The sequence below is a fragment of the Streptomyces sp. NBC_00078 genome (assembly GCF_026343335.1).
Taxonomy (GTDB): domain Bacteria; phylum Actinomycetota; class Actinomycetes; order Streptomycetales; family Streptomycetaceae; genus Streptomyces.
Genome location: NZ_JAPELX010000001.1, coordinates 8,318,447 through 8,340,811, shown reverse-complemented (window position 1 = coordinate 8,340,811; position 22,365 = coordinate 8,318,447). Strand labels below are relative to the sequence as shown.

The following is a 22,365-nucleotide window of genomic DNA, read 5'->3' as shown; positions in this document are numbered from 1 at the left end:
ACACGGTCAGGGACGGCACCGTCATGGATGACACCTTCATCGACGCGGAAGCACTCCGTCAGCGGGCACTGACGACGCTCACCACCGCCCGCGCCCGCACCACCCTCCTGACCAGCTGTGTCGAAGGGCCCGACCTGACCGCACAGCACTCGCCCCTGATGTCTCCGCTGGTGTGGGACCTGGCCCACATCGGCAACCAGGAGGAGCTGTGGCTGCTGCGGGCGGTCGCCGGACGGGAGGCGATGCGGCCCGAGATCGACGGCCTCTACGACGCCTTCGAGCACCCGCGCTCCGAGCGGCCCTCGCTGCCCCTGCTGCCGCCCGCCGAGGCCCGCACCTATGCGGCGGACGTGCGCGGGCGGGTGATGGACCTGCTGGAGAACGCCGACTTCCACGGCACGCGGCTGACGGAGGCGGGCTTCGCCTTCGGAATGATCGCGCAGCACGAACAGCAGCACGACGAGACGATGCTGATCACCCATCAGCTCCGCAGGGGCCCCCAGGCCCTCACCGCCCCGGACCCGGAACCGGCGCCGCTGGCCGGCGGACCTGTCGAAGTCCTCGTCCCCGGCGGCCCGTTCACCATGGGCACCTCCAGTGAGCCGTGGGCGCTGGACAACGAACGCCCGGCACACCGGCGCGAGGTGGCGTCCTTCCACATCGACACGACGCCGGTGACGAACGGCGCGTACCAGGCGTTCATCGACGACGGCGGCTACGACAACGAGCGCTGGTGGACGGACGAGGGCTGGGCGCACATCCGCCGGCACTCCATCCACGCCCCGTTGTTCTGGCGCCGTGACGGCAAGCAGTGGCTGCGGCGCCGCTTCGGCGTCACCGAGGTCGTGCCGTCCGACGAGCCCGTGCTGCACGTGTGCTGGTACGAGGCCGACGCGTACGCCCGCTGGGCCGGGTGCAGGCTGCCCACCGAGGCCGAGTGGGAGAAGGCCGCCCGCCACGACCCGGCGAGCGGGCGCTCGATGCGCTACCCGTGGGGCGACGCCGACCCGGCGCCGGAGCACGCCAACCTCGGCCAGCGGCATCTGCGCCCGGCCCCGGCCGGCAGCTACCCGAAGGGCGAATCACCGCTCGGCGTACGCCAGTTGATCGGCGACGTGTGGGAATGGACGTCGAGCGACCTCCAGCCCTACCCGGGATTCCAGGCGTTCCCGTACAAGGAGTACTCGGAGGTGTTCTTCGGGCCCGAGTACAAGGTGCTGCGCGGCGGCTCGTTCGCCGTGGACGCGGTGGCCTGCCGGGGAACGTTCCGCAACTGGGACTACCCGATCCGGCGGCAGATCTTCTCCGGGTTCCGCACCGCCCGGTCCGCGGGAGACATCTGATGTGTCGTCACCTGGCGTATCTGGGTTCGCAGGAGCCGCTCGGCAGCCTCCTCGTGGAGCCCGCGCACGCCCTGTACCGGCAGTCGTGGGCACCTCGGCGGCAGCGGTACGGGACGGTCAACGCCGATGGTTTCGGGGTGGGCTGGTACGCCGAGGGTGACCCGGTGCCGGCGCGCTACCGCCGCGCCGGGCCCATCTGGGCGGACCTGTCCTTCGCCGATCTGGCCCGCGTCGTGCGCTCGGGCGCCGTACTCGCCGCCGTACGCGACGCGACCCTGTCGGGCGCCGACGCGGAGGCCGCCGCGGCACCGTACGCCGCGGGGCCCTGGCTGTTCAGCCATAACGGCGCCGTGAAGGGATGGCCGGGTTCGCTCGCCCCCCTGGTGGCGACTCTGCCCGCCGTCGACGTGCTGTCGCTGGAGGCCCGCAACGACTCGGCGCTCGTGTGGGCGCTGGTCCTTGCGCGGCTGCGCGGCGGCGACGACGAGGGGCAGGCGCTGGCCGACACGGTGGTGGAGGTCGCCGAGGCGGCCCCCGGCTCCCGGCTCAACCTGCTGCTCACCAACGGCGAGACGATCACCGCGACCACCTGGGGCGACACCCTCTGGTACCTGTCCCGGCCCGGCCGCGGCACCGTCGTCGCCTCCGAGCCCTACGACGACGACCCGCACTGGCAGGAGGTCCCCGACCGCACACTGCTCGCGGCGAGCCGCACGGACGTGCTGCTCACCCCTCTCAAGGAGCCTCTCAAAGAGCCGAGCGACGCCTTGGCACCCGCACTGCCGAAGGAGCCCCTTACGTGAGCCCGTTCCTTCTCACCCGCACCCTGCCCGAGGACGCCACGGAAGCCGCGCTGCGCGCCGACGTCCAGCAGGGCCTCAGCGGCACACCCAAGACACTGCCGCCGAAATGGTTCTACGACGCCCATGGCAGCGACCTGTTCGAGCAGATCACCGAACTCGACGAGTACTACCCGACGCGCGCGGAGCGGGAGATCCTCATCGCCCGCTCCGCCGAGATCGCCGAGGCGACCCACGCGCGCACCCTGATCGAACTCGGCTCGGGCTCCTCCGAGAAGACCAGGTACCTGCTCGACGCGCTGACCGGACTGCACACCTATGTCCCGGTCGACGTCAGCGACAGCGCGCTCACACAGGCCGGGCACGCCCTGATCGCCGAGCGCCCCGGCCTCCAGGTCCACGCACTGATCGCCGACTTCACGGCGAGTGTGACGCTGCCGGACACGCAGGGCCCCCGGCTGATCGCCTTCCTCGGCGGCACGATCGGCAACCTGCTCCCGTCCGAACGGGCCGCGTTCTTCGCCTCGGTCCGCTCCCTCCTGTCCCCCGGCGACGCGCTGCTCCTCGGCACGGACCTGGTCAAGGACGAGAAGGTCCTGGTCCGCGCGTACGACGACGCGGCCGGAGTGACGGCGGCCTTCAACAAGAACGTCCTGACCGTCGTCAACCGCGAGCTGGGCGCCGACTTCGATGCCGGCGCCTTCGACCACGTCGCACTCTGGGACGCCGGCAACGAGTGGATCGAGATGCGCCTCAGGTCCCGCACCGCGCAGACCGTGAAGGTTCCGGCACTCGAACTCGCCGTCGACTTCACCGAGGGCGAGGACCTGCGCACCGAGATCTCGGCGAAGTTCCGCAAGGAGCGCGTACGCGCCGAACTGTCCGCGGCCGGGCTGGAGTTGGCCCACTGGTGCACAGATGAGGAGAGCCGGTTCGCGTTGTCGCTGAGCGTGGTGCGGTGACCGTCGGGGCAGTGCCGGCCCAGCCCGGACAGGTAGGTGACGTTGCAGGACATCAGGTGCCGGCGGGCGATGACACCGGCGCTTGATGTCCTCGGCGTGCCGGGTGTCAGCCGCTCAGTGCGGCGCGCAGGGTGGTGGCCATCAGATCGATGGCCTCCTTCCCGGCCGGCACCGGCCCGGTGTGGGTGAAGTAGTGGTCGACGCCCTCGAAGACACGGTGGGTGACCGGAACGCCTGCCGCCTCCAGCGCCTTGGCGTAGGCGTCGCCCTCGTCGCGCAGGCGGTCGTTCTCCGCGGTGATGACCAGGGCGGGAGGGAGTCCGGCGAGGTCGTCGGCCAGTCCGGGCGAGACGAGGGGATCGGCGCGGTCGGCAGGATCCGGCACGTAGGCGCCGGTGAAGATCCGCATGATCTGGGGTGTGAGCAGCGGCTTGGCGATGAGGGACTGCTTGGTCGCGGGATCGGCGACCTGGTCGAGCGGCGCCGAGTCGATGATCTGCAGCCTGGGCGAGAACGTGCCTCGCTCTCGCGCCATGCGGCAGACCGCGGCGGTCAGGTTGGCCCCGGCGCTGTGTCCGCCCACGGCGAGTCGCGAACCGTCCCAGTCGCCTGCGGCGCCGTTCGCGGCGACCCACGCGGTGAGGTCGTACGCCTGGGTGACGGGCGCGGGGAACGGTCGCTTGGGGGCGACGGCGTAGTCCACGTTGATGACGACACAGCCGGCCGTGGCGGCTATGTAGCGGCAGATGTGGTCGTCCTGCTCGGGGCGAGCCAGCACGAAACCGCCGCCGTGGAAGTTGATGTAGACGGGGGCGGGGGCCGCCGTGGTGACCGGCGGGCGGTAGACGGTACAGGCCACCGGTCCGGCTCCGGTCTCCACCCGCAGGGACTCGGTTCGCTTCGGGATGTCGGTGAAGCGGAGATCCTTGTGCACGCGGCTCATCATGCGGCCCAGGAGGAGCTGGACCGCTCTGGCCTGGATTCGGGGGCTGAGTGGCATGGCAGGGCACCTATCGCTTAAAGATTAAAGTAACAGGATTCCTGATGATGGATGCTCGTCTCCGATCGCGCAATACCCCCGAGGGCCAGGTTCCGGTTCGTCGCCGCCGGAGGAGCCGGGCGAGCGGCTCGCGCTGCCGGTGTGCAGTCGGTCCGTCGCCAGTGCGGCGTCAGCGCACTGCCGTCACGCCGACGGCTCGGACGCGGTGAAGCGCTCGAAGCCCGCGTGGAAGGCCGTGCCCTTCGGGTCGGTCGCGCTGTAGTGGAAGGCGGCCACGCCGCAGCCCCGCTCGCCGAAGGCGGCTCCGGTGTACGAGGCGACCCGGGTGCCGTCGACGGCCAGCTCCACCTTGATCCGGCTCTCACCGGCGGAGGAACAGGTCATCGACATGTCGACCAGCTGCCGGTTCTCCACCCTCAGACCCAGGTCCGCGAGGTCGACCTCGACGACCCGGTCATGCTGGAAAGCCCCCTTGAAGCGGAACTCGCGCACGATCAGGGCCTCCTGATCGGTAGTCAGGTAGGCCGCCCAGCGGGAACCCTTTTCGTAGTCCCCCGAGCCGTTGCACCACAGTCCGACCCCGCCCTCACCCCCGTACCACTCCACCTGGGTGCTCAGCCGTACCGCGAAGGAGGACGGTTCGAAGGGTGCCTGCGGCCACACCTCCAGTTCGGTCCCGGGATCCACCAGCATGGTCCCGCCCTTGTGCGTGATCCTCCCGAGGGCCGGGTCCTTGTGCGGCCAGTCGCCCGAGTCGGTCAGGTCATCGGTGTACGAGAGGGGCGGGGAGGCCGAGTCATGAGCCTGCGCGCCGCCCTTCGTCGGCGATCCCCCCGAGGTGAGGCTGAGCACGACGGCCAGCAGCACTGCCACCGCCGCGCTGCCGGCCGCGAACCCCCACAGCCGCAGCTGCCTGGCGCTCGTACGGGGGCGGGGACCGGCGCCGCCGCTCCCCCGCCCGGACGGTGGCGGTTGCGGCGGGCCTGATGCACCCGACTGCGCCTCCCGGCCCTCCGCCGCCTCCACCGCCCCGGCGAGCCGGGCGGCGAGCCGGGCGGCGGTGGGACGTTCCGCCGGGTCCTTGCGCAGGCACTCGGCGATGACCGAACGGACCGGCTCCGGCACCCCCGTGAGATCCGCGTCGCGCTCGCAGACCGCGACGAGCACTTCGTAATCGCTCTCTCCCTCGAAGGGATGCCGCCCCGTGGCGGCGAAGTACAGCGTGCCGCCGAGGGAGAACACATCGGAGGCGCTGGTGACCCGAAGCGACTTGACCTGCTCGGGCGACATGTACGCGGGTGAGCCGAGCACACTGCCCGGTGTCGTGAGCGCCGATTCGAGCAGCCGGTCGTCGCGGGCGATACCGAAGTCGATGATCCGCGGTCCGTCCGCGGAGAGCAGGATGTTGGACGGTTTGATGTCCCTGTGCACGACACTCACCCGGTGCACCTGCGCCAACGCGTGCGCGACGGCGAGCGCCAGGGACTGCAGCCGCCCGGAGGGCAGCGGCCCACCGGCGGCCACATGCTGGTGGATCGTGGGGCCGGGGACGAACTCGCTGACGATGTACGGGTGGCGTCCGGTCAGGTCGGCGTCCAGGACCCGGGCGGTGGCCAGCTCACCGACCCGGCTCGCCGCACCGAACTCCCGGCGTACGCGGGCCAGCGCGACCTCGTCGTACTCCTTGCCCGGCAGCAGGAACTTCACCACGACCTGCCGCCCCGCCCGGTCCCGGGCGAGCCACACCACACCCTGCCCGCCCCGGCCGAGCTCGCGCTCGCAGACGTATCCACCCACCGGCAACTGCATCCGTGGATCCATGGCCCCCGCCCCCCAGCCCCGCCCCCGGTTCACGGCTGTCCTTCAGCGTATCGGCTGCCCCGGGGCGTGAGAGGCCAAAACCCGCCGTCCGGAAATTGCATCGAAACATTCGGAGATTCGTTCTTCACCTCGCGATCTCTTCCGGACGGGCCAAGTCATCCTCTTCGAATGTGTCCAGCAACTTGCCTGGTAGAGAGGCACTTTGAGCATCTGCCAGGGGTCTTGGCCAAGCCGAATGTTTCGCGATCAGTGCCGAAACTATTGACGCTTGACGGGGACAGGCCAACACTGTCGGACCAATACCCGCCCTCGCACCACGAGGAGGAAACCCCGCTCATGGACCTCACACCCGCACACCCGATGAGCCGCCGGGCCGCCTGCGGCCTGCTGCTGGGCACGGCGTCGGCGCTGGCACTCCCCGGCACCGCTCACGCCGCCACGGTCATCACCACGAACCAGACCGGCACCAACAACGGCTTCTACTACTCGTTCTGGACGGACGCGCAGGGCACGGTCTCCATGACCCTGAACTCCGGCGGCAACTACAGCACCAACTGGAGGAACACCGGGAACTTCGTCGCCGGCAAGGGCTGGAGCAACGGCGCCCGAAGGAACGTGTCCTACTCGGGCAGCTTCAACCCGTCCGGGAACGCCTACCTGTCGCTGTACGGATGGACGTCGAACCCGCTCGTCGAGTACTACATCGTCGACAACTGGGGCACCTACCGGCCGACGGGAACGTACAAGGGCTCCGTCAGCAGCGACGGCGGGACGTACGACATCTACCAGACGACGCGGTACAACGCCCCGTCCGTCGAAGGCAACAGGACCTTCAACCAGTACTGGAGCGTGCGGCAGTCGAAGCGGACGGGCGGCACCATCACCACCGGCAACCACTTCGACGCATGGGCCCGCTCCGGGATGAACCTCGGCAGCTTCAAGTACTACATGATCATGGCGACCGAGGGATACCAGAGCAGCGGAAGCTCCACCATCACGGTGGCCGGATGAGTGCCGCGTCCAGTGTCCCGTTACGTTGCCTGTCGACGACCCTGGCTGTCGTCGCGCTGGCCGCAGCGGGGAGCTTCCTCGGGCACGCCACCACCGCGCAGGCCGCCACCTGCGGCGGATACGTCGGCCTCACCTTCGACGACGGCCCCTCCGGCAACACACCCGCCCTGCTCAACGCGCTGAAGCAGAACGGGCTGCGGGCCACCATGTTCAACGAGGGCCAGTACGCCGCCGCCTACCCGGCCCAGGTGAGGGCCCAGGTCGCCGCCGGTATGTGGGTCGGAAACCACAGCTACACCCACCCGCATCTCACCCAGCTCGGCCAGGCCCAGATCGACTCGGAGATCTCCCGGACCCAGCAGGCCATCGCGAGCGCCGGGGGCGGTACACCGAAACTGTTCCGCCCGCCGTACGGCGAGACCAACGCGACGGTGAAAGCGGTCGAGGCCAGGTACGGACTCACCGAGATCATCTGGAACGTGGACTCGCAGGACTGGAACGGCGCCTCCACCGACGCGATCGTGGCGGCCGCCGGGCGGCTCACCAACGGCCAGGTCATCCTCATGCACGACTGGCCCGCCAACACGGTCGCCGCGATCCCCCGCATCGCGCAGGGGCTGAGCGCCCGCAATCTGTGCGCCGGCCCGATCTCCCCGCAGACGGGCCGCGCCGTGGCCCCGACGCGAGCGTGAACCGCCGGTCCTGAACGGAACGTCCCCGCACAGGCGGCCGGGCACATCCGACCGGCCGCAGCAGCCTGGCGCGGCGCCCTTGCGACCGCCGCGCCAGGCATTCAGTTCAGCCTGTTCAGGACCTCGGTGATACGCCGGGACGCCCTGCGGGCCTCCGTCGCCGGGTCGGCCCCGGTGAGCACTCGTGTCATGTAGTCCTTGATCGGGTTGTCCGCCTCGACGGCACCCCACTGAGGCGTACTGGGCGTCGCCCGGCCCTCCGCGGCCCCGGCCGCCATGGCCGCGACGCCCTCCTCGCCGTCCACCGCCCCGGCGAGGGACCTCTTGTTGGGGACGTAGTTCATGGTGCGGGCCAGCTCCGTGTCCCACTTGGCGCCGGTGAGTGCGCCGACCAGGGCGACGGCGCCGTCCCGTTCGCGGGTGTTGTTCGGTACGACGAGATCGGAACCTCCGGTGAACACCGCTCCGGGGTGGGCGGCGGTCCGGCCGGGCACGGGGAAGAAGCCCAAGGTGTCCTTGAGATCGGGGTTCTGCTGGAGGACGGTGCGGGCGAGCCCCGGGACCGCCACGATCTGCGCCACCTTTCCCGCGGCGAACACGCCTGCCTGGGGCGGGTGTTCCTCGTCCGCGCGGGGCGGTCCGTCGCCGAGAGCGTGCAGGCGGCGGTAGAAGTCCATGCCTCGCTGGGCGGCCGGGGTGTCCAGTGTGCCGCGCCAGCCGTCTCCGTCGTCCGCCAGATCGCCGCCCTCGTCCCAGATGAAGCCGGCGAGCGTGTACCAGTCCTGCCCGGCCAGGTAAATACCCTGGTTCCCACCGGAGTTGAGGGTCTCGGTGACGGTGAGCCACTCCGCGCGGGTACGGGGCAACGCCTTGATGCCGGCCTGCGCGAACAGGTCCTTGCGGTAGATGACGACCCGGTTGGCCGCGTACCAGGGAATGCCGTACTGGTGGGAGAGGAACTGTCCCGGCTCGGCGAGACCGGGCAGCCAGTGCTCGCTCCCCCAGCGCAGTGACGACTCCAGGGTCAGGTCGAGCAGCCGGCCCCCTTCCACGTACTGCGGCACCTGGGTGTTGCCCACCTCGATGACGTCGGGACCGCCCCCGGAATCGGCGTCCAGCGCGTGCTGCACCTTCTGGCCGATGCCGGTCCACTGCTGGATACGGATGTCCAGCCGGAGGTTCGGATGGTCGCGTTCGAACGCCTCGGTGAAGCGGCGCAGGAAGCCCTGCGAGGCGCTGTCCTTCATCAGCCAGGCGGTGACGGTACGCCGGCCGGAACCGCCGGGTCCGAGTCCGCATGCGCTGACGAGGCCGACGGAACTGAGGGCGAGGAGGCGACGACGTCTCACGAGGGGTCCTGTTCTGTCTGGCGGACAGGGGAAGGGGCCCGACATGGGGGGACGAGCACACGGCTCGTACGGGTGTGCCGGATTTTGGTATGGACCAATGCGGGAGGTCAAGGGGCACCCGCGCGGCACCCCGGACATCTCGCGCTCCGGCCCAGGTTGGGGCGCACGGGGTGACGCGTGCCACAAGTTCCGCTCCGGCCGGGGAGCGTGCACCGCGCACCGCCCGCGGAGGCGGGGCGGCGCCCGGTTCGGACCGTCCGTGCGCAGTCCGCGGCCGGGCAGGCTCTGTTCGACGGCATGCGGGATGTCGACGACCGGGAAGAGTGTGTGCCGTACGGTCCGCTCGGCATCGACGACCCGGACCCCACCGCCCGGCCACGAAGAGGACGCCCGCCCGCCGCAGACCAAGGGGCCCGTCTCCCGACGGCATGCGCGGCGCAAGCGCAAGCACCGTCAAGGCCCCGACGTGTCGCGCTCGGCCGCGCCTTGGGGCACGGTGGAGTGACGCGTGACGCAGGTGTCACGGCGGAGAGGAGCACCCGCATGCCGAACCACACCTACCGGGTCACCGAGATCGTCGGCACCTCGCCCGACAGTGTCGACCAGGCCATCCGCAACGGCGTCACCCGCGCCTCGCAGACTCTGCGCAATCTGGACTGGTTCGAGGTGACCCAGGTCAGGGGCCAGATCGAGGAGGGGCAGATCGCGCACTGGCAGGTCGGCCTGAAGGTGGGCTTCCGGCTGGACGAGTCGGACTGACGGGCCGGCCGCAGAACCCCGGCCGGGGCCTCAGGTCCGCCCCTCCCCCTCCTGCGCGGCCTCCAGCGCGGCGGACGGGGCCGTCCAGCGTGCCCGTACGACGGTGAAGCCGGCCCGTTGCGCGTCCTCGCACACCAACTCGTCGTCGTCCACGAGCACGCGGATGTCCCGGGTACGGGCGAGACGGCGCAGGATCTCCAGCTTGGTGCGGCGGGCCGGCCTGCGGTCGTCGTTGCGCCGCATGTACACCCGCCCGTCGGGCAGTCCCTGTGCGGTGAGCCAGTCGAGCGTGTCGCTCCGGCAGCGCTCGGGCCTGCCGGTGAGATAGACGACCTCGCACTCCTTCGCGCTCTCCAGCGCCAGCGAGATGCCCTCCGGGATCGGCGGGTCGTGAGGTGCGGCGGCGAAGAACGCGTCCCAGTCGCGCGGCTTGCGCTCCAGGAACCGCTGTCGGTGCGCCGTGTCGGCGAGCGTGTTGTCCAGATCGAACACGGCTAGCGGGCGTTTGCTGCTGTCGGTCACACGCCCACCCTAGACACCGGCGATCAGCGGGGGTGCCGAAGGAAGGCGGGGAGGGCCGCGGTGAGTTCGGCGGGGGCGTCTGCCTCGACGAGACAGCCGGCCACGAGACGGCCGACGACAAGGCGGCAGAAGAAGCGGCAGGGAGGTCCATGAGACCCATCTCCTTGCCCTCTTCAACGTATAGCGCACCGGGGGGCTTGCGGCAAGACCCGGGGGGTGCCGCAGGATGGGCGGCCGAAGCCAGGACCTGCGGAAATGGGGACCAACCATGCGTGTGCTGTTGTCGACGTGGGGATCGCGCGGGGATGTCGAACCGCTGGCGGGACTCGCCGTGCGGCTGCGGGAACTCGGCGCGGAGGTACGGGTGTGCGCGCCTCCGGACGAGGAGTTCGTGGCGCTGCTGGACCGTGCCGGTGTGCCGCTGGTGCCGCTCGGCCCGACGGTGCGCTCGGTGGTGACGGGCACGAGGCCGCCGTCCGCGGCGGACGCGTTCCGGCTCGCGCCCGAGCTGGTCGCCGCACGGTTCGACACGCTCACCGCGGCAGCCGAGGGATGCGACGTGCTGGTGGCGACAGGGTTGATGCCGGCCGGCGCCCGCTCGGTGGCGGAGAAGCTGGGCATCCCCTACGTGTACGCGTGTTTCCATCCGTTCGGGCTGCCGTCGCCGCACCTCCGTCCGGGGGCGCGCCCGGGCACGCCGTCGCCGCAGGAGGAGAGCGACCTCAAGGTGCTGTGGGAGCAGGACGACCAGCGTGTGAACGCGTTGTACGGCGAGGCGGAGAACACCCGTCGGGCGGCGATCGGCCTGCCACCGCTGCAGAGCGTCCGGGACCACACCTTCACCGGCCGGCCGTGGCTGGCGGCGGATCCGGTCCTGGGCCCGTGGCAGGACATCTCGCATCTCGACATCGTGCAGATGGGGGCATGGTTCCTGCCGGACGAACGTCCGCTCCCGCAGGAGCTGGAGGCGTTCCTGAACGCCGGTGCTCCGCCGGTGTACGTGGGCTTCGGCAGCATGGCCCTGCACCTCTCGAAGGACCTCGCGCGGGTGGCCGTCGAGGCGGTTCGTGAGCACGGCCGCCGCGTCCTGCTCGCCCGCGGCTGGGCCGGCCTGGCTCTGGTCGACGACCGGGACGACTGCTTCGTGGTCGGCGAGGTCAACCATCAGGCGCTGTTCGCGCGGGTGGCCGCCGTCATGCACCACGGCGGCGCGGGCACGACGACCGCGGCCGCCAGGGCCGGCGCGCCTCAGGTGGTGGTTCCGCAGATCGCGGACCAGCCGTCCTGGGCTGCCAGGGTCGCCGCGCTGGGCATCGGCGCGGCACACGACGGCCCGACGCCGACCGTCGAGTCCCTGTCGGCCGCGCTCGCCACCGCCCTGGCCTCCGCAACCCGGGCACGGGCGGAGGCCGTGGCCGGCACGATCCGCACCGACGGGACGACGGTCGCCGCGAAGATGCTCTTCGAGGTGGCGGGCCGGGAAGGACCCTCCATGTCCGCCTGAACACCGGCGCCGACGGGCAACTCGCCTGTTCCGGACGGCACTTGGAGCACAGTACGAGCCACACGTCCGGCGGGCTCCACCCGGTGGCATCGGGCAGCGGGCGTATGGATCATGCTTGGGCCATGCCATCCGCCCTTCCCTCCCCCCGCCACACCCTGATCGGCGCAGCCCAGCAGCGCCCCTGCACGCTCGTCGTGTGCCGGGGCTGCTGCTGCGGCGATCCGCGCAAGCACCCGGGCACCGACCACGTCTGGCAGCTGGACCGGCTGCGCGCCTTGGCGGCCGAGCACGGTTTCCAGGTCCGTACGACGGACTGCCTGGGCCCCTGCGACCAGGCGAACGTCGTCGTCGTCCAGCCCTCGGCCGCGGGGCGCAGGGCCGGCGGCCGGGCCACCTGGGTCGGGTTCGCCATGGACGACGACTGCACGGAGGAGATCGCCGGCTGAGCGGCGGCGGGCGGGCCGGGTGTCGCCGAGCCACCGGTGACACTGGAGCTGCAGTTCATCCGGCCACCGCGGGACGCACGCGTGCGGAGTCGTCGATGAACCTCTCGCCATTTTCTTCTGGGGATCCGTTCAGCCCCCACCACGACATCGGGCGGTGAGGAATCCTGCGGGCTCCCAGGTGTTGAACCTTCCATGAGCTCCGCGATCGCCTCGACCCGCTTCTCCGTCCTCGACCGCTCGCGCACCCGCGAGGGCCACACCGACGCCGAGGCGCTGCGCGACACCGTACGGCTGGCACAGGAGCTGGAGGACGCCGGCTACCACCGGTTCTGGGTCTCCGAGCATCACGGGGTGCCCGGGGTCGCCGGATCCGCGCCGACCGTGCTCGCCGCCGCCGTCGCGGGCGCGACGCGGACGATCCGGGTCGGCACGGGCGGTGTGATGCTGCCCAACCACCAACCGCTGGTCGTGGCCGAGCAGTTCGGGGTGCTGGAGTCCCTCTTCCCGGGGCGCATCGACATGGGTCTCGGCCGGTCGGTCGGCTTCACCGGCGGGGTGCGCAGGGCGCTGGGGCGCGACAAGGACGACGCGGACGACTTCGCCGGGCAGTTGCAGGAGCTGCTCGGCTGGTTCGGCGGCACCTCGCCGACGGGGGTGCATGCGCGGCCGGCGGAGGGCCTGACGGTGCCGCCGTTCGTGCTGGCCATGGGGGAGGGCGCCGAGATCGCCGCCCGCGCGGGCCTGCCGATGGTGATCGGCGACCTGCGCAACCGGGAGAAGATGCAGCGCGGCATCGACCACTACCGGGCCCACTTCCGCCCTTCGCCCTGGGCTCCCGAGCCGTACATCGTCATCTCCGGCACGATCGTCGTGGCCGACGGCCCCGAGGAGGCCCGGCGGCTTCTGATCCCGGAGGCCTGGTCGATGGCCCACTCCCGCACCCACGGCGCCTTCCCGCCCCTGCCGCCCGCCGAGCGCGTCGAGCACCTCACGATGACCGAGCGGGAACGCGGCTTCTACGACGCCGGGCTCACCGGCCACCTCGCCGGCACCGAGGAGCAGGTCGCGCACGAACTGGAGACGGTGCTGAAGGAGACGGGGGCGCAGGAGGTACTGGTCACCACCAGCACCTACGACCGCGAGGCCCTGCTGGACTCGTACCGGCGTCTCGCCCGGCTGTGGTGATCACCGTCGGAGGCGGCGCCCCGGGGCCGTGCCCGGCCCGTCAGTGCCGTCGGCGGGCGTTGAGCCGGGCGGCCTGCCGGGTCAGGTAGTCGCGTTCGGCGAGGTTGGGTGCCTTGTGGGCCGCCTCGGTGTACAGCCGCGCCGCCGTGGCCAGGTCACCCTCGCGTTCGTGGAGGTGGGCCGCCACCGCGGCGTGGCGGGGCAGTGACTCGTCCAGCTCCTTGAGTGCCGCCAGCCCGGCGCGCGGTCCGTCCGCCTCACCGACGGCCACCGCGCGGTTGAGCCGGACGACGGGACTGTCGGTCAGGCGCGCGAGCTCGTCGTACCACTCGACGATCTGCACCCAGTCGGTCTCCTCGGCGGTGCGGGCGTCGGCGTGCAGGGCTGCGATCGCGGCCTGGGCCTGGAACTCACCCAGCCGGTCACGGGCGAGGGCCGCCTGCAGGATCTCGACCCCTTCGGCGATCGACTCGGTGTCCCACCGGCCGCGCTCCTGCTCGGCCAGTGGCACCAGGCTTCCGTCGGGCGCCGTCCGGGAGGCGCGCCGGGCGTGGTGGAGCAGCATCAGAGCGAGCAGCCCCGCCACTTCGGGGTGGTCGATCACGGCCGCGAGCTGACGGGTGAGCCGGATGGCCTCGGCGGCAAGGTCGACGTCGCCGGAGTAGCCCTCGTTGAAGACCAGGTAGAGGACCCGCAGCACGGTGGCGACGTCGCGGGGCCGGTCGAAGCGCACGCCGGAGACGGTGCGCTTGGCGCGGCTGATGCGCTGCGCCATGGTCGCCTCCGGCACCAGGTAGGCCTGGGCGATCTGGCGGGTGGTCAGCCCGCCGACGGCGCGCAGCGTGAGGGCCACCGCGGACGACGGCGTCAGCGACGGGTGGGCGCACAGGAAGTAGAGCTGCAGTGTGTCGTCCACCGCGGGCGCGGGCCCGGGCACCGGCTCCTCGTCGACACGGTCCTCACGCCGGCGGCGGGCGGCGTCCGCCCTCGTCGCGTCCAGGAACTTGCGCCACGCCACGGTGACCAGCCAGCCCTTCGCATCCCGCGGCGGGTCGACCGGCCACACGCGGACCGCTTCGACGAGCGCGTCCTGCACGGCGTCCTCGGCCGCCGCGAAGTCGGCTCCCCGGCGGACGAGGACGGCGAGCACGCTCGGTGTGAGGCTCCTCAGCAGGGCCTCGTTCATCGGTGAGGTCACTCCGTGATGGTGCAATGTGCGGTCATGAACGGGCGCAGTTCGAGCCACTCGTGGATCGGCTTGCCGCCCGCGCCGGGGGCGGCCGACAGTTCCCCGGCCAGTTCGAGTGCGCGCTCGTAGGTGTCGACGTCGATCACCATCCAGCCGGCGATGAGGTCCTTGGTCTCGGCGAACGGGCCGTCGGTGACGGGCGGTCGCCCCTCACCGTCGTACCGGACGAACGTTCCCCCGGGGGTCAGTCCCTGGCTTTCGATGAACTCGCCGGTCTCCTCCAGCCGCGCCGCGAAGTCCTGCATGTACTGCACGTGGGCCGAGATCTCCTCCGGCGTCCACTGGTCCATGGGCACGTCGTTGGCCGACGCCGGAGCGCCGCGGTAGTGCTTGAGCAGCAGGTACTTGGCCATCGTCGTTCTCCTCGGTACTGGTGCGCCCATTGTGGTCGCGTTCGCCTCGGGGACGGAGCCCGTCCCGGGTTCTCGACATCGCCGCCCAAGATTTTCTCAGGTTCCGGTCCACGCGGCGGCGCGAGGCCGCTACGGCGCGGTTCCAGGTTCGAGCGAGGCGCGGATGAGGTCACTCAACTCCCCGTCGGTGACGCCCTCCGCGTCCTGGGAGCGCAGTCGGATGGTCGCCTTGCCGCTGACGAGGTGCGGATGGCGGGAGGTGAGGCCCGCGCCCGCGGCCTTGTCCCACCCGTAGATCGAGACCCCGTGCTGCCACACCCCGACGTGCAGCTTGCGGTTACCGACCCGGAAGGTCGGCAACCCGTACGACAGCACGACGTTCGCCTCGGGACACGCCTCCAGGATCAACCGGCGCACACGGTCGAACAGCGCGCGGTGCTCGGGTGCGATCCCGTCGATGTAGTTCTGTGCTTCGGCGTCCATACGGCCCATTGTGGTGGCGTGCCGCCGTGCGCGCCCGCCTTGCTCAGTGCACCTGCGCAAGGCCGCCGGTGAGCGCGGCGAGCGCGGTGAGCAGAGTGTCGGCGCGGGCTGTGGGGGTGTCCGCGGCCCAGCAGACGTAACCGTCGGGGCGGATGAGCAGGGCTGCCGAGCCCAGGTCGTCGGCGCAGGTGGCGCGGACGAGGTCGACTCGCGGGGGGAGCGGGAGGCCGGCCGGGACGGCTGCGGCGAGGTCGAGCAGGACGGCGTGCCCCGAGCCGAAGAGGGCCGACAGCCGGGTCGGGCCTGCTTCGGTGACCAGGTCGGCGTCCGGCATGCGCTGCCCGGTGAGGGGATGCTCGCCGGGCAGCTCGTAGCGCAGCGAGAGGCCGGACATCAGTCCCGCGAGGTGGCGGTTGGTGTCGGGCAGGCGCAGCAGGTCGATGACGATGTCACGCAGGGCGGCGACGTCGTCGCTCGGGTTCGGGTCGGCCAGGACGCGCTGCGCCGACGTGTGGTGCAGGACCTGGGCTCCGACCGGGTGCCGTTCGCTGTGGTAACTGTCCAGGAGGTCGCTCGGTGCGCGGTGCTGGACGACCGCGGCCAGTTTCCAGCCGAGGTTGAAGGCGTCCTGTATGCCGAGGTTGAGACCCTGGCCGCCCAGGGGCGGGTGGATGTGTGCGGCGTCGCCCGCGAACAGGACCCGGCCCGCGCGGTAGTGCTCCAGTTGCCGGGTGGCGTCGGTGAACCGGGAGGAGTGGTCCACGGCACCCAGGGTGCTCTCCGGGCCGTACACGGTCTGCAGCGCGCCGGTGATCTCCTCGGCGGTCACGGGGATGTCGCGGGTGTCGTCCGCCTGGTCCGCGCGCCCGAAGGTGAACCGGTACCGGTCGTCGCCGAGCGGGACCAGCATGGCCCAGTAGCCGCCCGCGTGGCGGGTCAGGCTGCTCATGTGCCCCATCTGCCGCGGCACATACGCCGATACGGCGGACAGCCGGATGTCGGCCACCACCGCCTGGTGGGTGCCGGGCCTGCCGGGAAACGACAGCCCGAGCAGCTTCCGTACCGTGCTGTGGCCGCCGTCGCACGCCACCAGGTGGCTGGCGCGCACCCGCAGTCCGTCCGCCGTCACGACCACGCCGTCGTCATCGGACTCGACGGCCGAGACGGCGGCGTCACGTACCACCCGCACGCCGGCGGCGAGCGCCCGCTCTTCCAGCACTTCCTCGATCTCCCACTGAGGGATCGCGATCGGGAAAGGGTGCCTGGTGCGCCAGGGCGTGCAGTCCAGGGGCACGGGCAGGGCCGCGAAGTGACCACCGACCGGGTCACGCGGCATGGCCCGCTTCAGCAGCGGCTCCAGCAGCCCGCGCGACTCCAGCAGCTCGGCGGTGCGGGGCTGGATGCCGCCGCCCTTCACCTGCTCGATGCGCTGGGGCAGCTTCTCCAGCACCAGGGTCTCGACCCCGGCCAGAGCCAGTTCGCAGGCCAGCATCAGTCCGGTCGGGCCGGCGCCCGCGACAACGACCTCGGCCGTGCTCTCCGTCAACGTCAACACCCTCACTCCATCCCGTTTCTCACCTCGGAGTAAATGTATACCAGGTGCAGAAATCCCCTGGGGGCAGGTTCCTGTTATGTTGGCTCCGTGGACGGCAAGCCAGGGCTACGGGAACGAAAGAAGCAGCGGACCCACGCGGCGATCTCCGACGCGGCGATCACGCTGTTTCTCGAACACGGCTTCCACGAGGTCTCGGTGGCCCAGGTGGCTGAGGCGGCGGAGGTGTCCAAGCGCACGCTCTTCGCCTATTTCCCGGCGAAGGAGGACCTCGTGGTCCATCGCCTCGCCGACCACGAGACCGAGATCGCACGCGTGGTCCGGGCCCGCCCGGACGGCAAGGCCCCGCTGGCCGCAGTGCGGGAACACTTCCTCAAGGGACTGCGCGAGCGGGACCCGATCACCGGGCTCAACGATCACCCCCAGGTGCGCAGGCTCGTGCGGATGATTTTCGACACGCCCTCACTCGTGGCCCGGATGCAACGGTTCAAGACCGGCGGCGAACGCGCACTGGCTCAGGCACTGCGGGAAACCGCGGACACTCCGGAACTCACGGCGCGACTCGCCGCCGTCCAAATCGTCGCGGTCCACTGGGCGTTGGCCCTGGACAACGCCGAACGCCTGGCATACGGGGAGGCGGTCGAAAAGCGGTATCCGGGAGCGGTGGCCGACGCGGAACACGCCTTCGCGCTGCTGGAGAACGGCTTGCGGCAGCTGCCCACGCGGCAGTGACTCCCGGGACTGCCCGTGCGGTCTTCTCGTCCACCGGGAGAAAGACGACCAACTGCTGGGCGTCCGCGGAAAGTTCGAGCGTCTCGCGCACCCCGTTTCCGATCAGCGGTCACCAGGACAACCCTTAAGGTTCTGTGATTGGCCAACCCATGGGTGACCAGGGGGCCAGGGGGCCAGGGGGACGAGTGCCGATGAACCATGCGACTGAGGTGTTCCAGCCGTTGCAGGCGGACGATCCGCCCATCGTGGCCGGATATCGTCTGGCCGCCCGGCTCGGCGCCCGTGGCATGGGGCGGGTCTATCTGTCGCACACGCAGGGCGGCCGACCGGTGGCGATCAAGGTGGTGTGCCCGGAACTGGCCGACGACCCGGCGTCCGGCGGCGGTTCGGCCGGGAGATCAAGGCGGCCCAGCGGGTCCGGGGCGCGTACACCGCCGAGCTGATCGACGCCGATCCGGACGGTGTACCGCCGTGGCTGGCCACGCTCTATGTGCCCGGGCCCTCGTTGGCGGAGGCCGTCGCCCGGAGCGGACCGCTGCCGGTGCCCGCGGTGCTGTGGCTGATGGCGGGGGTGACCGAGGCGCTGCAGGCCATCCATGGCGCGGCAATCGTGCACCGGGACCTGAAGCCGTCGAACGTGCTGCTGGCCGCCGACGGGCCGCGGGTGATCGACTTCGGTATCTCGCTGGCCGCGGACGCCACTTCGCACACGGCCGCGGGCTCCACCGTCGGTACGCCTCAGTTCATGGCTCCCGAGCAGGTGACAGCGGATGAGGTCACGTCGGCGACCGACGTCTTCGCGCTCGGTCAGACGGCGGCGTTCGCCGCACTGGGCGAGCCGCTGTACGGGGACGGCCCTTCAGCCACCGTCCTCTACCGGATCGTGCACTCGGAACCGGACCTGGCCCTGCTGCCCGAACAGCTCCGTCCGCTGATCGCCCGGTGCCTGGCCGCCGGCCCGACGGAACGGGCGACCCTCGCGGAGGTCATCGCGTGGTGCCGGCAGCGGCTGGGCCGGGACGCCGACGCGGGCGGTGGGCCGGCCGTCTGGCGGCAGGTCACGGGGCCGGAGGTGACGGTCCCGGCTCCGGCTCCCGACCCCACCCGGACACATACGCAGCCGGTGCACACACACCTGGTGCCCGCGCAGCCGTTGCTCGCGCAGCCGCAGTTGCAGATGCGGCCGACGGTGGCGGCGGAGCGGCGGGCCCGCCGAAGTCGCACCGCGTGGCTCACGGCCGCCGTGACGGCAGGCGTGCTGTTGCTGACGGGCCGCGGGCCGTACGATCGCCGAGCTGGCGGCGCTGCCCGTCGCGGACCTCGCCTCCGCCCTGGAGGCCACCTCCGAGGCCGCCCGCGTCCTCACCGAGGACCTGCACTCCCGTATCGCACCCATCCTCGAACTCGGCCTCGGCTACCTCAGTCCGGACCGTTCGACACCTACCCTCTCGGCGGGCGAGCTGCAGCGACTGCGCCTGGCGACACAGCTGCGCTCCGGGCTGTTCGGTGTCGTCTACGTGCTCGACGAACCGTCCGCGGGCCTGCACCCGGCGGACACGGAGGCCCTGCTCACCGTCCTGGAGCGGCTGAAGTCGGCCGGGAACTCGGTGTTCGTGGTCGAGCACCACCTCGACGTCATGCGCGGCGCCGACTGGCTCGTGGACGTGGGGCCGCTGGCCGGCGAGCACGGCGGTGAGGTGCTGCACAGTGGCCCGGTGCCGGAGCTGGCCTCGGTCGAGCGGTCGGCGACGGCCCGCTTCCTCTTCGACCGCTCCCCCACCCCCGTACGCCAAGTGCGCGCCGCGCGCGGCCAGTTGAAGATCGGGCCGGTCAACCGGCACAACCTGCGCGGGGTGACGGCCGAGTTCCCGTTCGGCGTGCTGACCGCGGTCACGGGCGTGTCCGGGTCCGGGAAGTCCACGCTCATCGGCGAGATCACCGAAGACCTGGCGGGGGTGGCACGGCTGGTGTCGGTCGACCAGAAGCCCATCGGCCGCACCCCCCGCTCCAACCTGGCCACCTACACCGGCCTCTTCGATGTCGTACGCAGGGAGTTCGCGGCCACCGACGAGGCGCGCACCCGGGGTTACGGCGTCGGCCGCTTCTCCTTCAACGTGGCGGGCGGGCGCTGTGAGACCTGTCAGGGCGAGGGGTTCGTCAGCGTCGAGCTGCTGTTCCTGCCGAGTACGTACGCGCCGTGCCCGGACTGCGGCGGGGCCCGCTACAACCCGGCGACACTCCAAGTGACGTATCGGGGACGGAACATCGCGCAGGTGCTCGACCTGACGGTGGAGAGCGCGGCGGAGTTCTTCGCGGACACTTCGGCGGTGGCCCGCAGTCTCGGCGCGCCGCTCGACGTGGGCCTCGGCTATCTGCGCCTGGGCCAGCATGCCACCGAGCTGTCCGGCGGCGAGGCCCAGCGCATCAAGCTGGCCGGCGAGCTGCAGCGTGGCCGCCGCGGCCACACCCTCTATCTCCTCGACGAACCGACCACAGGTCTCCATCCGGCCGATGTCGAGGTCCTGATGCGCCAGCTGCACGGCCTGGTCGACGCCGGCCACACCGTGATCGCCGTCGAGCACGACATGTCGGTGGTGGCCGGCGCGGACTGGGTGATCGACCTGGGCCCGGGTGGCGGGGACGCGGGCGGACGGATCGTCGCGGCGGGCACGCCGACGGAGGTCGCGGGAGCGGAGGCGAGCGTTACGGCGCCGTATCTGCGCCGGGTGCTGCCGCGGAAGGCGTGAGCGTGGCCAGCCAGGCCGCGGTCGCGGCGGGGCGCGGAAAACGCAGGGTCTGAAGCGGCGCGAAGCGTGGATCGCTTGTACGGTGGGCGATTTCGCGGTGGCGGCCCGCGTGTTGGGACCAGGCCCACCACACCGGATGTTCCCTGCTGAGCCAGCCAGCCCAGGTCTCCGTGTTGCCGCCGAAGACCGGCTCGCGGGTGAGCGAGCGGCGCAGGACGCGGGGCAGGACGACGCGCTTGGCGTAGTCCAGCCACAGCACGGTGTCGGCCCGCTCCCAGAGCAGGTCACGGACTTCCGGATAGCCTATGGAGTCGATGATCCAGCGGGGTTCGGCCGCGAGCGGCGACACCGTCTCGGTGAGCTTGTCGTTGACGGCCCAGTCGGGGCCGGTGAAGTACAGGGCGTCCATCTCGTGGTACGGCACGTCCAGACGCGCGCCCACGGCCCGCGCGAGGGTCGATTTGCCCGCGCCGGTGACACCCACCACCATGATCCGCTCCACACGCGCACCCTATAACGCCGCCGAATCGAGAGGTACGGCTGCTCCGCCGCTGCACACCTCACACTCCGGTTGCGGAGAGCCGGAAAGACGAAGAGCCGGGACGAGCGTCAGTCGGTGGTGAGCAGACCGGCGACCAGATCGCGGGGCAGGCCGTGGGTGTCGTGGAGGTACCGGTAGTCCTCCTCGCTCAGCGGGCCGCCGAACTCCGGCCGGGAGAGCACCCGTTGACCGCGTTCGAGGAGCCGGGTGAACCGCTGCTCCTCGTCCAGGAGCAGCTCGCGGACCGTGCCGGCCCCGCAGGACTGACGGAAGTGGTCCAGCGTGTGCCCGACGAGTTCCACGGGCAGGTCGGTCAGGGTGTGCGAGGGGTTCTCTCGCCGCAGTGTGGTGAGGAGGCAGCGGATCAGACGGCGCAGGACGTAGCCGCGGCCGGTGTTGGACGGGCGGACGCCGTCGCCGAGTACGACGATGCTCGAACGCAGGTGGTCGCAGACCAGTCGCGTCGACGGCCCGTCCAGCCGCCACAGCGGCGGAAGCAGCCGCATCCACGGTTCGAACAGGTCCGTCTCGTAGACCGAGCGGTGTCCCTGCAGGACAGCCGTCAGCCGTTCCAGGCCCATGCCCGTGTCGACGGCGGGCTGCCGCTGGGGTTCGAGGCTGCCGTCCTCGTGACGGCGGTAGCGCATGTTGACGTGGTTCCAGATCTCCACCCATCCCGGGTCGGTGGTGGGGGTGCCCTGGGGTGGAGTGCCGGGGTCGCCGGTCCAGACGAAGATCTCCGAGTCGGGGCCGCAGGGTCCGACGGACCCGTTGGACCACCAGTTCTCGTCGTCGGTCGGCTCCACGGGCAGGCCCAACTCCTGCCAGGTGCGCAGCGATTCGGTGTCCGGGCCGAGCCGGCCGTCACCGCCGAAGACCGTGACGTACAGCCGTTCCCGCGGGATGCCGTACCCGTCGCGCAGCAGCTCGTATCCCCACCGCAGGCTCTGCGAATGCCCGTAGTCGCCCAGGGACCAGGAGCCGAGCATCTCGAAGACCGTGAGGTGGGTGAGGTCGCCGATCTCGTCGAGGTCGGTGGTGCGCAGGCAGCGCTGGACGTTGATCAGGCGCCGCCCCTGGGGGTGCGGGCGCCCCTGGAGGTGGGGCGTGAGGGGGTGCATGCCTGAGGTGGTGAACAGCACCGGGTCCGAGGGCGGCGGCAGCAGGGTGCTTCCGGTGATGAGGTGGTGGCCGCGCTCCCGGTAGAAGTCGGTGAACGTCCGTACCGTCTCGTCGGTGTTCATGGCGGGGTTCCTTCGGGTCATGGGACCGGAAACCGCACCGCGGGAGCGGACTGTGAACCTGCGCAGAGGG

At 71.2% G+C, this 22,365-nt stretch carries 19 protein-coding genes and 3 pseudogenes; 12 read left to right on the top strand and 10 right to left on the bottom strand.

The window, feature by feature from the left end:
• The first annotated feature begins 23 nt into the window (after positions 1–23).
• The 3 genes from egtB to egtD are packed head-to-tail and all read left to right on the top strand — an operon-like array spanning position 24 to position 3,105.
• On the top strand, positions 24–1,343 hold the full coding sequence (egtB, locus tag OOK07_RS38765; RefSeq protein ID WP_406313417.1) for an ergothioneine biosynthesis protein EgtB: 1,320 nt from the start codon (positions 24–26) through the stop codon (positions 1,341–1,343).
• Positions 1,343–2,146 (top strand): ergothioneine biosynthesis protein EgtC, encoded by an 804-nt coding sequence (gene egtC, locus OOK07_RS38760; RefSeq protein WP_266801234.1) that lies wholly within the window; start codon positions 1,343–1,345, stop codon positions 2,144–2,146. Before egtB ends, egtC begins: the two co-directional genes overlap by 1 nt.
• Positions 2,143–3,105, top strand: a complete 963-nt coding sequence (egtD, locus tag OOK07_RS38755) for an L-histidine N(alpha)-methyltransferase (RefSeq protein WP_266801231.1) — start codon at positions 2,143–2,145, stop codon at positions 3,103–3,105. The genes egtC and egtD overlap by 4 nt, the downstream gene beginning before the upstream one ends.
• A gap of 106 nt (positions 3,106–3,211) precedes the next feature.
• Here egtD and OOK07_RS38750 read toward each other — a convergent pair whose 3' ends face one another.
• Together OOK07_RS38750 and OOK07_RS38745 are read right to left on the bottom strand one after the other, a co-directional pair.
• On the bottom strand, positions 3,212–4,105 hold the full coding sequence (locus tag OOK07_RS38750; RefSeq protein ID WP_266801228.1) for an alpha/beta hydrolase: 894 nt from the start codon (positions 4,103–4,105) through the stop codon (positions 3,212–3,214).
• Between the two features lie 183 nt (positions 4,106–4,288).
• Entirely contained in the window at positions 4,289–5,914 is a 1,626-nt protein-coding gene (locus OOK07_RS38745; protein WP_266801226.1) for a serine/threonine-protein kinase, read from the bottom strand.
• A 348-nt stretch (positions 5,915–6,262) separates the two neighbouring features.
• Here OOK07_RS38745 and xynA point away from each other — a divergent pair, with 348 nt between their 5' ends.
• Complete coding sequence (gene xynA, locus OOK07_RS38740; RefSeq protein WP_266801224.1) at positions 6,263–6,937, top strand: endo-1,4-beta-xylanase XynA; 675 nt, start codon at positions 6,263–6,265, stop codon at positions 6,935–6,937.
• Positions 6,934–7,629: a polysaccharide deacetylase family protein gene (locus tag OOK07_RS38735; protein ID WP_266801222.1), complete on the top strand. Its 696-nt coding sequence runs from the start codon at positions 6,934–6,936 to the stop codon at positions 7,627–7,629. Before xynA ends, OOK07_RS38735 begins: the two co-directional genes overlap by 4 nt.
• A gap of 101 nt (positions 7,630–7,730) precedes the next feature.
• Here OOK07_RS38735 and OOK07_RS38730 read toward each other — a convergent pair whose 3' ends face one another.
• Positions 7,731–9,023, bottom strand: coding sequence for an extracellular solute-binding protein (locus OOK07_RS38730; protein ID WP_406313051.1), 1,293 nt, complete (start codon positions 9,021–9,023; stop codon positions 7,731–7,733).
• 498 nt (positions 9,024–9,521) lie between these two features.
• Here OOK07_RS38730 and OOK07_RS38725 point away from each other — a divergent pair, with 498 nt between their 5' ends.
• A complete protein-coding gene (locus OOK07_RS38725; RefSeq protein WP_266801218.1) occupies positions 9,522–9,737 on the top strand; it encodes a dodecin in 216 nt (71 codons plus the stop codon).
• Between the two features lie 30 nt (positions 9,738–9,767).
• On the opposite strand, the gene OOK07_RS38720 is transcribed toward OOK07_RS38725, so the two are convergent.
• Positions 9,768–10,259 (bottom strand): phosphatase domain-containing protein, encoded by a 492-nt coding sequence (locus OOK07_RS38720; RefSeq protein ID WP_266801216.1) that lies wholly within the window; start codon positions 10,257–10,259, stop codon positions 9,768–9,770.
• Positions 10,260–10,527: 268 nt separating this feature from the next.
• Here OOK07_RS38720 and OOK07_RS38715 point away from each other — a divergent pair, with 268 nt between their 5' ends.
• From OOK07_RS38715 to OOK07_RS38705, 3 genes and pseudogenes are all read left to right on the top strand, one after another.
• Complete coding sequence (locus OOK07_RS38715; RefSeq protein ID WP_266801214.1) at positions 10,528–11,763, top strand: glycosyltransferase; 1,236 nt, start codon at positions 10,528–10,530, stop codon at positions 11,761–11,763.
• Between the two features lie 122 nt (positions 11,764–11,885).
• Positions 11,886–12,308 (top strand): annotated as a pseudogene (locus OOK07_RS38710) ((2Fe-2S) ferredoxin domain-containing protein).
• 93 nt (positions 12,309–12,401) lie between these two features.
• A complete protein-coding gene (locus OOK07_RS38705) occupies positions 12,402–13,394 on the top strand; it encodes an LLM class flavin-dependent oxidoreductase (protein ID WP_266801212.1) in 993 nt (330 codons plus the stop codon).
• 40 nt (positions 13,395–13,434) lie between these two features.
• On the opposite strand, the gene OOK07_RS38700 is transcribed toward OOK07_RS38705, so the two are convergent.
• The 4 genes from OOK07_RS38700 to OOK07_RS38685 all read right to left on the bottom strand — a co-directional run bounded on the left by OOK07_RS38700 (position 13,435) and on the right by OOK07_RS38685 (position 17,034).
• Positions 13,435–14,580: an RNA polymerase sigma factor gene (locus OOK07_RS38700; RefSeq protein ID WP_266802232.1), complete on the bottom strand. Its 1,146-nt coding sequence runs from the start codon at positions 14,578–14,580 to the stop codon at positions 13,435–13,437.
• Positions 14,581–14,588: 8 nt separating this feature from the next.
• Positions 14,589–14,996: a YciI family protein gene (locus OOK07_RS38695; protein WP_266801210.1), complete on the bottom strand. Its 408-nt coding sequence runs from the start codon at positions 14,994–14,996 to the stop codon at positions 14,589–14,591.
• Between the two features lie 129 nt (positions 14,997–15,125).
• Positions 15,126–15,479: a DUF1801 domain-containing protein gene (locus OOK07_RS38690; RefSeq protein WP_266801208.1), complete on the bottom strand. Its 354-nt coding sequence runs from the start codon at positions 15,477–15,479 to the stop codon at positions 15,126–15,128.
• A 43-nt stretch (positions 15,480–15,522) separates the two neighbouring features.
• Positions 15,523–17,034, bottom strand: a complete 1,512-nt coding sequence (locus OOK07_RS38685) for an FAD-dependent monooxygenase (protein WP_406313048.1) — start codon at positions 17,032–17,034, stop codon at positions 15,523–15,525.
• 87 nt (positions 17,035–17,121) lie between these two features.
• Between OOK07_RS38685 and OOK07_RS38680 the strand changes: the two genes are divergently transcribed.
• The 3 genes and pseudogenes from OOK07_RS38680 to OOK07_RS38670 all read left to right on the top strand — a co-directional run.
• Positions 17,122–17,763, top strand: a complete 642-nt coding sequence (locus OOK07_RS38680) for a TetR/AcrR family transcriptional regulator (RefSeq protein ID WP_266801206.1) — start codon at positions 17,122–17,124, stop codon at positions 17,761–17,763.
• Between the two features lie 191 nt (positions 17,764–17,954).
• Positions 17,955–19,036: pseudogene (locus tag OOK07_RS38675) on the top strand (serine/threonine-protein kinase); the annotation flags it as partial.
• 1 nt (position 19,037) lies between these two features.
• Positions 19,038–20,510, top strand: a pseudogene (locus tag OOK07_RS38670) (ATP-binding cassette domain-containing protein); the annotation flags it as partial.
• Here OOK07_RS38670 and OOK07_RS38665 read toward each other — a convergent pair.
• Complete coding sequence (locus OOK07_RS38665; RefSeq protein ID WP_266801204.1) at positions 20,467–21,012, bottom strand: P-loop NTPase family protein; 546 nt, start codon at positions 21,010–21,012, stop codon at positions 20,467–20,469. The pseudogene OOK07_RS38670 and the gene OOK07_RS38665 sit on opposite strands and share 44 nt — an antisense overlap.
• 107 nt (positions 21,013–21,119) lie before the next feature.
• The gene (locus OOK07_RS38660) at positions 21,120–22,295 is read right to left on the bottom strand and encodes an alanine--tRNA ligase-related protein (RefSeq protein ID WP_266801202.1); all 1,176 of its coding nucleotides are present in this window, start codon (positions 22,293–22,295) and stop codon (positions 21,120–21,122) included.
• Positions 22,296–22,365 lie beyond the last annotated feature (70 nt).

Excerpts from the sequence above, each read along its gene's own strand:
- xynA (WP_266801224.1), top strand. The coding sequence starts at position 6,263 with ATGGACCTCACACCCGCACACCCGATGAGCCGCCGGGCCGCCTGCGGC.
- OOK07_RS38730 (WP_406313051.1), bottom strand. The coding sequence starts at position 9,023 with ATGTCGGGCCCCTTCCCCTGTCCGCCAGACAGAACAGGACCCCTCGTG.
- egtB (WP_406313417.1), top strand. The coding sequence starts at position 24 with ATGGATGACACCTTCATCGACGCGGAAGCACTCCGTCAGCGGGCACTG.
- OOK07_RS38690 (WP_266801208.1), bottom strand. The coding sequence starts at position 15,479 with ATGGACGCCGAAGCACAGAACTACATCGACGGGATCGCACCCGAGCAC.
- OOK07_RS38660 (WP_266801202.1), bottom strand. The coding sequence starts at position 22,295 with ATGAACACCGACGAGACGGTACGGACGTTCACCGACTTCTACCGGGAG.
- egtC (WP_266801234.1), top strand. The coding sequence starts at position 1,343 with ATGTGTCGTCACCTGGCGTATCTGGGTTCGCAGGAGCCGCTCGGCAGC.
- OOK07_RS38695 (WP_266801210.1), bottom strand. The coding sequence starts at position 14,996 with ATGGCCAAGTACCTGCTGCTCAAGCACTACCGCGGCGCTCCGGCGTCG.
- OOK07_RS38705 (WP_266801212.1), top strand. The coding sequence starts at position 12,402 with ATGAGCTCCGCGATCGCCTCGACCCGCTTCTCCGTCCTCGACCGCTCG.
- OOK07_RS38750 (WP_266801228.1), bottom strand. The coding sequence starts at position 4,105 with ATGCCACTCAGCCCCCGAATCCAGGCCAGAGCGGTCCAGCTCCTCCTG.
- OOK07_RS38735 (WP_266801222.1), top strand. The coding sequence starts at position 6,934 with ATGAGTGCCGCGTCCAGTGTCCCGTTACGTTGCCTGTCGACGACCCTG.
- OOK07_RS38700 (WP_266802232.1), bottom strand. The coding sequence starts at position 14,580 with ATGAACGAGGCCCTGCTGAGGAGCCTCACACCGAGCGTGCTCGCCGTC.
- OOK07_RS38745 (WP_266801226.1), bottom strand. The coding sequence starts at position 5,914 with ATGCAGTTGCCGGTGGGTGGATACGTCTGCGAGCGCGAGCTCGGCCGG.
- OOK07_RS38725 (WP_266801218.1), top strand. The coding sequence starts at position 9,522 with ATGCCGAACCACACCTACCGGGTCACCGAGATCGTCGGCACCTCGCCC.
- OOK07_RS38715 (WP_266801214.1), top strand. The coding sequence starts at position 10,528 with ATGCGTGTGCTGTTGTCGACGTGGGGATCGCGCGGGGATGTCGAACCG.